Genomic DNA, 8,199 nt, shown 5'->3' on the forward strand with positions numbered 1-8,199 from the left:
CGGGGCGATGTCCCAGCCCGCAATGCCCGACCGGCTGACCGCTGCGCCACGGCGGCGCAGCGAGAAGTCGCGCGTCGCGATCGTCGCCGCGACGCGTGAACTGCTGTTGGAGCGAGGGTTCGAAGGGCTGAGCATCGAGGCGGTGGCAGCCCGGGCCGGGGTGGGCAAGCAGACGATCTACCGCTGGTGGCCTAGTCGGCCCGCCCTGGTCGCCGACGTCCTGCTCGAGGATGCCCACGAAATACTGCTGCCGGTACGGGACAGTGGCGACCTGGTGGCCGATGTGGTCACGTGGATCGGGAAGCTGGCTGCGACGCTGACCAGCCCGCGTGGCAACGCGATGCTGCGGATCCTCACCGTCGCGTCGATGGAGCACGAGGACACCGCGGCACGTCTCCGCGCGGGGTTGGGCGACCCGCTGCACGCGTCGGTGCGTGACCGGTTGCTGGCGGCCGGGGTGGACGCGCCCACCGCGGAGCCCGCGGCCGAGGCGATCGTGGGCGGCGTGGTGTATGCGATTCAGCGCGAAGGTTGTTCGTATTCGAAGGCCCGCGCGCAGCGGACCGCCCGGTTGATCGTCGAGCACCTGGTGAGCTGAAAGGGGCCGGGTCGTCGCCGACCCGGCCCCTCATCTGCTGTCTGACAGGGCTATCCGATGCAGCCCACGCCGGGGATACATCCTTCGACGCCGCCGGGGCCCGCCGAACCGCTGGGCCCACCGGGGATCGCCGCGGTCACGCCGCCGGGGCCCGCGGTCCCGCTCGGTCCGCCGGGGATGGAACCGCTCGCGCCTTCGGGGCCTGCCGTACCGGCCGGGCCACCGGGGATCGCACCGCTGGCACCCTCAGGACCGGCGACACCGCCCGGGCCACCCGGGATCACGCCCGCGGCGCCCTCGGGACTCGCGACGCCGCCCGGGCCAACCGGGATCGCGGCGCACGCGGTGCCGTCGGCGGCCACGCACGGCGGGGGCTCGGCGACGAAGTTCCCGGTGGTTCCGAATGCGGCGGGAGCCAGCGCGATGGCACTCGCGGCAACGCCTGCGAACAACGCCGGGGCAGCGACCTTACTCACTGTGTTTCGCTTGTTGTTTCGCATGTCTAAGCCATTGCCGTGGTTTTTGATCTTCAAACCACCCCCGTTCGTGACGGATTCGTTCGCGGCCCACCGTTTAATCCCGACGCACTGCGGTTACGTGCCCCGGTGAGTAGAGGCGGCGTGGAACTGATGGAGTACGCGAGAGTGACTGACTGGCCGACGCAACCGATCCCCGCGATCGGACGCCCTGCCGAACTCACGGCCAGCCAGGTGCCCGGCAGCGCGGTCGCCGGGCGCTACCGGCTACTGGTGTGCCACGGCATCTCCGGGGTGCTCGAATTCTGGCAGGCCGTCGACGTGGCCGCCGGTCGTGCGGTCGCGTTGACGCTGGTGGATCCCCACTCGACGCTTCCCGTCGAGTGGGTCAACGAAATCCTATCGCTCACCGTTCGACTGCGCGGGGTCGACGCACCCGGGATCGCGACCATCCTCGACGTCTTCCACACCGGGCAGTGCGGTGTGGTCGTGGCCGACTGGGTGGCCGGCGGCAGCCTGCGTGAAGTGGCCGACACCGACCCATCGCCGGTCGCCGCCGCAGCGGCGCTGGAGACGCTCGCCATGGCCGCCGAGACGGCACACCGCGCCGGGATGCACCTCAGCCTCGACCATCCGGCGCGGATTCGAGTCAGTTCCGAGGGCCACGCCGTGCTGGCATTCCCTGCGACCCTCGCCGACGGGACGCCGCAGCGTGACCTGCGCGGTATCGGGGCCTGCCTGTACGCGCTGCTCGCGAAGTGCTGGCCCGGCGATGTCGCTACTCCGGGATTCGCTGCGCTGCAGCGCGATTCGGCGGGCCAGCCGGTCGAGCTCGCGCAGCTGCGGCCGGGTACGCCGTTCCTGGTGTCGACGACGGCCGCCGGGCTGGTCCGCCCCGAACCCGGGATCACCAGCGCCGCGACCCTGTCGACGATGCTGCGACAGGCGGCGCGTGACGGCCGCGCCGACGACGCCGACATCCGCGTGCTGCCGCCGCTGGAGCCACCGCCGCCCGGCGTCTATGCGGCGTTCCGCAACTTCGGTCCGGAGGACCAGAAGCAGGAGGCGCGCAAGGGCATCCTGCGGGCGACCATCGGCGCTGCCGCGGCCGTCGTCACTGTGGGCGTGGTGATGCTGGGCTCGAACGTCAACGAGATGTTGCAGGCACCCCAAGAGTCCGCGGCCATGGACCCCGATCAGCTTGGGCTGCAGAACGATCCGACCCCGGTTGCTCCGGTGCCGAAGGCGCCGGAGGAAACGACCAAGGCAGCCGCCGCGGATGCGCCGGTCAAGCCGGTCAAAGCCGAGGTGTTCTCGACCGACGGCAGGCCCGACAATCCCGACGATGCGGGACGGGTGATCGACGGTGACGCGTCCACGGCCTGGTCAACGGACCGGTACTACGACGCCGACCCGTTCCCGAAGTTCAAGGAGGGGCTCGGTCTGATGCTCGAGTTGCCGGCGCCGACGACGCTCGGATCGGTCACCGTGGACCTCGGTAGCACCGGTACGGTCGTCCAGGTTCGGTCGGCGGCCAGCCAGACCCCATCCGCGCTCGGTGACACCCGCGAGATCAGCGCACCCACGCCAATGCAGCCCGGCCGCAACACCATTGCGGTACGTAGCCGCGAACCGGTCAAGCATGTGCTGGTCTGGGTGAGCACCCTGGGTCAGACCGACGGGAACAGCCAGGGCGCCATCTCCGAGATCACGCTGCTACCGCCCGCACCGCCGGCGTGATCGGCAGCTGCGGGGTCTGACCATCGCCCCCCCCCGGCGCTAATTGGTGGTGGGTGGTGGGGGCTCGTATGGGGTGTACCACCACCAGTCGGCGCGTTCGCCGGATGGCCCGCGGTAGGCCGGCACGGTGGGCGGGGGCCGATTGGGTGGGCGCGCGAGGGAGCCGTTGTGCAGTGCTCGGCCGGTGCCGTCGGTGACGGTGAGCTCCGATGCGGGTCCGGTGATGGTGATTACGCCGCGGTGGTGCAGCCGGTGATGGTAGGGGCATAGCAGCACGAGGTTGTCCAGGTCGGTGGGCCCGCCGTCTTCCCAGTGTTGGAGGTGGTGGGCGTGCAACCCGCGGGTGGCCCCACAACCCGGCACGACGCAGGTGCGGTCGCGGTGCTCGAGGGCGCGGCGCAGTTGGCGGTTGATCAGCCGGGTGGTGCGCCCGGCGCCGATTGGCTGGCCGTCGCGTTCGAACCACACCTCGCAGGTGGCGTCACAGGTCAGGTACTGCCGGTCGGCATCCGACAGCAACGGTCCCAGATGCAAGGCGGCGATGCGGTCGTTGATGTCGAGATGCAGGACCACGGTGGTGCGCTGCCCGTGCGGGCGGCGGGTGGCTTCGGCGTCCCAGCCGGCGTCGACCAGCGCCAGGAACGCGTCGATGGTGGTGGGCAGCGGCGGCCGGCCCTCGGCTGGACTGTCACCGTGGTCGCGTTTCCACTGCGCGACCAACGCATCGTGGTGGGACTGTAGGGCGGCGTCGAACATCGCCGCCTCGACATGGGGTAGGGCGATGCGCCAGTAGGTGTACTGCTCATCGGAGGTCTTGCTGATCGACGGCTGCGGCGGCTCAGCCGCGGGTTTGGGCTCGTTTTCAGGCTCGGCGTCGGGTTCCGGTTGGGGTTCGAGTTTGATGGCGGTGCGCAGTTGGGTGACCGAGGCGCTGGCGGCCAACTGTGCGTAGTGCTCATCGGATCCGGGTCCGGCGCTTTCGGCGATCACCCCGACCTGGTCCAACGACAGCCGGCCTTCGCGTAGGGCCTGCACGCAGTGGGGGAAGTCGGTGATGTGGTGGGCGATGGCGGCGATGGTCTTGCCGTTGCGCGGCGAGGACCCGGTCTTCCAGGCCATCAACGCCGCGATCGAGCGCGCACCGGTCATGCCCGCCAGTTCGTCGTGTTCGATCTCGGCGGCGATCTCCACCAGGCGCCCATCGATGGCGTTGCGCTGACCCATCAGCTCGCCGATTTCCTCGAAGAGCGCATCGAGACGATCCGCCGAGCGCGTATCCGCGCCATAGGACGTCGCGACCGAGGACATGACCCCATACAAGCAGAGGGGTCCGACAAGCGTGGCGTCCCGCTGGTTATGAACGGCTACAAGGTTTTCCGACGGCTATCCGTCCGGGCATCGACATCCCGCCATCAGCTACACAGAGAACAATCGTGGGCGAAGGGGTGTGTGAAGTCACGACATAGGTGACACATGAGTCGGGTCATGGGTTACACCTGCGATGGCCGTCGATGAGTCGCGTCATAGGTGACAGTCGTGGTTCATGTCGAAGGCCCGCCGACACACCAGTGCTCATACTCGTGGCCAACCAAACCGTCACTGTCATCAGCAAAACAGGCCACCAGCTCATCGCCGGCCACCACATCGACCCCGACCGCAACTACTGGCCCAACAAACAGAAAACCCCGGCCAAAGGCCGGGGTAATCCGTAACCGATGACCCGACTCATGTGTAACCCATGACCCGACTCATCACACTGTGGGCGAAGGGGGACTTGAACCCCCACGTCCCGAAGGACACTGGCACCTGAAGCCAGCGCGTCTGCCATTCCGCCACTCGCCCGTAACGACCGCAGGAGCCTATCACCCGCGTCGGGCCGCCCCCAAAACCGCAGCAGACGCCCCCACGCCATGTGATCGACGGCGCACTGACCTGCTCCGATGTGATTCTCAGAGTTTCGTTGGTCCCATCGGCCGAACATGGGTAGATACCATGCAGGAAGAATCCGGACCAGCCGACACGCGGCGGTCCGACTGCGTGAGCAGCGACGACGACGAGCGAGGCGGGCGGTGACATGGGTCTGGTGGACCGCATCGAGCGCAAGCTCGAATCGACCGTCGGCGACGCGTTCGCCCGCGTGTTCGGCGGATCCATCATGCCGCAGGAGGTCGAGGCGCTCCTCCGGCGCGAGGCGGAGTCCGGAATCCGCCCCCTCGGCCGCGGCCGCATTTTGGCACCCAATGAATACGTAATTACCCTCAGTGTGCCCGACCATAAGAAGGTAAGCGCTGATCCTGGCCTGACCGCGACCACTTTCGCCAAGCATCTGGAGGGATACATCCGTGAGCAGGGGTGGCAAACGTATGGTGATGTGGTCGTCAAGTTCGAACAGGCACCGAATCTGCACACTGGACAGTTCCGCGCTCGTGGTGCGGTCAACCCCGACTCGACCACCGGCGAACCCGCCCCAGCACACCGAGACCACGCGTTCCCCGCAGAATCAGGAGTACCACCGATGAGCGACAACCCGACGTACCGCGGCGGCGGCCAGGGACAGGGACGGCCCGGCGACGAGTACTACGACGACGGCTACGGCCGTCCGCAGGAGGAACCGCGCGGCCAGGAGCCCCGGGCCCCCTACCAGCCCGAGCAGGGCGGTTACCCGCCCCGCGGCGGCTATCCCGATCAGGGCGGCTACCCCGACCGCGGCGGCTACCAGGACCAGGGCGGCTACGGCGGCGGCTACGAGCAGCGCGGACCGGGCGGCTACGGCCCGCCCCCCGGCGGCGGCTACGACCAGGGCTACCGGCAGGGTCCGGGCGGATACCCGCCCCCCGCGGGTGGCCAGCCCGGCTACGGCGCACCCGGCGCGGACTATGACTACGGCCGCGGCCCCGGCCGCCACGAGGACGGCGGTTACGGGCGTCCCGGATACCCCGATCAGGGTGGCTACCAGGACCAGGGCGGCTACGGTGGCGGCTACGGTGCGCCGGCCGGCGGCCGTCAGGACTACGGGCAGGACTACGGCCGCGGCTATGCCGAGCCGGCCGGTGGTGGTTACGGCGACCCCGGATACGGCGAGCCCGCCGGGCGCGACTACGACTACGGCCAGGGCGCAGGCGGGTACGGCGGTGGCTACGGCCAGGCCGACTACGCGCCGAGCGCCGGTGGCGCCACGGTGACCCTTCAGCTCGACGACGGCAGCGGCCGCACGTACCAGCTGCGCGAGGGTGCCAACGTCATCGGCCGCGGTCAGGACGCCCAGTTCCGCCTGCCGGACACCGGTGTGTCCCGCCGCCATCTGGAGATCCGGTGGGACGGTCAGGTCGCCCTGCTGTCCGATCTGAACTCCACGAACGGCACCACCGTCAACAACGCGCCCGTCCAGGAATGGCAGCTCGCCGACGGCGACGTCATCCGTCTGGGCCACTCCGAGATCATCGTCCGCGTGCACTGAGCACACGGCGCGCCCGGTCACGTTCAGGTCAAGCTGTCGGCTTCGTCTTCGCCCCGATCGCCACCCCAAGTATCGTGACGTTGCCAGCAGGCGCGACCGACGGTTGTACCGGCGTGCGGTGAACAGTACGGAGAGGACGTCAGATGCAGGGGTTGGTGCTGCAGCTGACGCGTGTCGGCTTCCTGCTGCTGCTGTGGCTGTTCATCTGGTCGGTGCTGCGCATCCTGCGCACGGACATCTACGCACCGACCGGCGCGGTCATGGTGCGCCGCGGGCTGGCGCTGCGCGGCTCGCTGCTGCCGAACCGGCAGCGCAGCGTCGCCCGCCAACTCGTGGTCACCGAGGGCGCGCTCACCGGAACCCGGATCACCCTCGGATCGCAGCCGGTGCTGATCGGGCGGGCCGACGACTCCACGCTCGTGCTCACCGACGACTACGCGTCCACCCGGCACGCCCGGCTCTCGCCACGAGGGTCGGAGTGGTATGTCGAGGACCTAGGATCGACCAACGGCACATACCTTGACAGGGCGAAGGTGACGACTGCGGTAAGGGTTCCGATGGGCACGCCGGTCCGGATCGGCAAGACGGTGATCGAGCTGCGCCCGTGACGCCGCGCACGCGAGGAGCAGTATGACCCTCGTTCTGCGATACGCCGCGCGCAGCGACCGCGGCCTGGTCCGCGCCAACAACGAGGACTCGGTCTACGCCGGTGCCCGCCTACTGGCGCTGGCCGACGGCATGGGGGGCCACGCCGCGGGTGAGGTCGCCTCGCAACTCGTGATCGCCGCGCTGGCCCACCTCGACGACGACGAGCCCGGCGGGGACCTGCTCAGCAAGCTCGACAACGCGGTGCGAGAAGGCAACTCGGCGATCGCCGCCCACGTCGAGGCCGACCCGGAACTCGAGGGCATGGGCACCACGCTCACCGCGATCCTCTTCGCGGGCAACCGCCTTGGCCTGGTGCACATCGGCGACTCGCGCGGCTACCTCATGCGCGACGGCGAGCTGACCCAGATCACCAAGGACGACACGTTCGTCCAGACGCTGGTCGACGAAGGCCGCATCACCGCCGAAGAGGCGCACAGCCACCCGCAGCGCTCGCTGATCATGCGGGCGCTCACCGGACACGAGGTCGAGCCGACGCTGATCATGCGCGAGGCCCGCGCCGGTGACCGCTATCTGCTGTGCTCCGACGGGCTGTCGGATCCGGTCAGCCACGACACCATCGCCGAAGCGCTGCAGATCTCGGACGTCGCCGAGAGCGCCGATCGGCTCATCGAGTTGGCGTTGCGCGGCGGTGGACCCGACAACGTCACCGTCGTCGTCGCCGACGTGGTGGACTACGACTACGGGCAGACGGCGCCGATCCTGGCCGGCGCGGTGAGCGGTGACGACGATCAACCGCCGCCGAACACCGCCGCCGGCCGCGCGTCGGCGTTCAACCCCAAACGCAACGCGCCGAAACGCGTTGTGGCGCAGCCGGAAGAGCCCGTCAAGAAGCCGCGGTCCAAGCGCCGCATGATCATCGCGGCCACGCTGCTGGTCCTGGTGGTGCTGGCCGGTCTGGCGATCGGCCGGGAGATCGTGCGCAGCAACTACTACGTGACGGCCCACGAGGGCACCGTGTCGATCATGCGCGGTGTCGACGGCTCGTTTCTCGGATACTCGCTGCAGGAGCCGTACCTGCTCGGCTGCCTCAACGCCCGCAACGAACTGTCCCTGATCAGCGCGGGCCAGTCCGGCGACAACCGCGGGTGCCAGTTGCTCGACGTGCGAGACATGCGCGAATCCGAACGCGCCCAGGTGATCGCGGGCCTGCCCGGCGGTTCCCTCGACGAGGCGATCGCCCAGATCGAGGAGCTCGCGCGCAGTTCGGTCCTGCCGATCTGCCCGACCAAGCCGCCGACGACCACCCGCCGCACCCCGCC

General features: G+C 69.4%; 7 protein-coding genes and 1 tRNA gene. 5 read left to right on the top strand and 3 right to left on the bottom strand.

The window, feature by feature from the left end:
- Nucleotides 1–22 precede the first annotated feature (22 nt).
- Nucleotides 23–598 carry a TetR/AcrR family transcriptional regulator gene (locus AU196_RS17285; RefSeq protein ID WP_059096316.1) on the top strand — a complete coding sequence of 192 codons (576 nt, stop codon included), beginning with the start codon at nt 23–25 and terminating at the stop codon, nt 596–598.
- Between the two features lie 50 nt (nt 599–648).
- Here AU196_RS17285 and AU196_RS17290 read toward each other — a convergent pair whose 3' ends face one another.
- Nucleotides 649–1,098, bottom strand: a complete 450-nt coding sequence (locus AU196_RS17290) for a hypothetical protein (protein WP_197415822.1) — start codon at nt 1,096–1,098, stop codon at nt 649–651.
- Nucleotides 1,099–1,242: 144 nt separating this feature from the next.
- On the opposite strand from AU196_RS17290, the gene AU196_RS17295 reads away from it, so the two are divergent.
- A complete protein-coding gene (locus AU196_RS17295; protein WP_197415823.1) occupies nt 1,243–2,814 on the top strand; it encodes a protein kinase family protein in 1,572 nt (523 codons plus the stop codon).
- Between the two features lie 39 nt (nt 2,815–2,853).
- On the opposite strand, the gene AU196_RS17300 is transcribed toward AU196_RS17295, so the two are convergent.
- Together AU196_RS17300 and AU196_RS17305 are read right to left on the bottom strand one after the other, a co-directional pair.
- Complete coding sequence (locus tag AU196_RS17300; RefSeq protein WP_059096317.1) at nt 2,854–4,122, bottom strand: HNH endonuclease signature motif containing protein; 1,269 nt, start codon at nt 4,120–4,122, stop codon at nt 2,854–2,856.
- 451 nt (nt 4,123–4,573) lie between these two features.
- Nucleotides 4,574–4,656 (bottom strand) — tRNA-Leu (locus AU196_RS17305).
- A 232-nt stretch (nt 4,657–4,888) separates the two neighbouring features.
- Between AU196_RS17305 and AU196_RS17310 the strand changes: the two genes are divergently transcribed.
- The 3 genes from AU196_RS17310 to AU196_RS17320 all read left to right on the top strand — a co-directional run.
- Nucleotides 4,889–6,271, top strand: a complete 1,383-nt coding sequence (locus AU196_RS17310) for an FHA domain-containing protein (RefSeq protein WP_059096318.1) — start codon at nt 4,889–4,891, stop codon at nt 6,269–6,271.
- A gap of 143 nt (nt 6,272–6,414) precedes the next feature.
- Nucleotides 6,415–6,879, top strand: coding sequence for an FHA domain-containing protein FhaB/FipA (locus AU196_RS17315; RefSeq protein WP_011557448.1), 465 nt, complete (start codon nt 6,415–6,417; stop codon nt 6,877–6,879).
- 22 nt (nt 6,880–6,901) lie between these two features.
- Nucleotides 6,902–8,199 (top strand): PP2C family protein-serine/threonine phosphatase (locus tag AU196_RS17320; protein WP_059096319.1); only part of this gene is annotated, 1,298 nt, incomplete at its 3' end.

It is taken from the genome of Mycobacterium sp. IS-1742 (genome assembly GCF_001500125.1).
Taxonomy (GTDB): domain Bacteria; phylum Actinomycetota; class Actinomycetes; order Mycobacteriales; family Mycobacteriaceae; genus Mycobacterium.

What these genes read in the sequence shown, in the direction of transcription:
- AU196_RS17285 (WP_059096316.1), top strand. Translation starts at nt 23, where the DNA reads ATGCCCGACCGGCTGACCGCTGCGCCACGGCGGCGCAGCGAGAAGTCG.
- AU196_RS17290 (WP_197415822.1), bottom strand. Translation starts at nt 1,098, where the DNA reads ATGCGAAACAACAAGCGAAACACAGTGAGTAAGGTCGCTGCCCCGGCG.
- AU196_RS17300 (WP_059096317.1), bottom strand. Translation starts at nt 4,122, where the DNA reads ATGTCCTCGGTCGCGACGTCCTATGGCGCGGATACGCGCTCGGCGGAT.
- AU196_RS17310 (WP_059096318.1), top strand. Translation starts at nt 4,889, where the DNA reads ATGGGTCTGGTGGACCGCATCGAGCGCAAGCTCGAATCGACCGTCGGC.
- AU196_RS17315 (WP_011557448.1), top strand. Translation starts at nt 6,415, where the DNA reads ATGCAGGGGTTGGTGCTGCAGCTGACGCGTGTCGGCTTCCTGCTGCTG.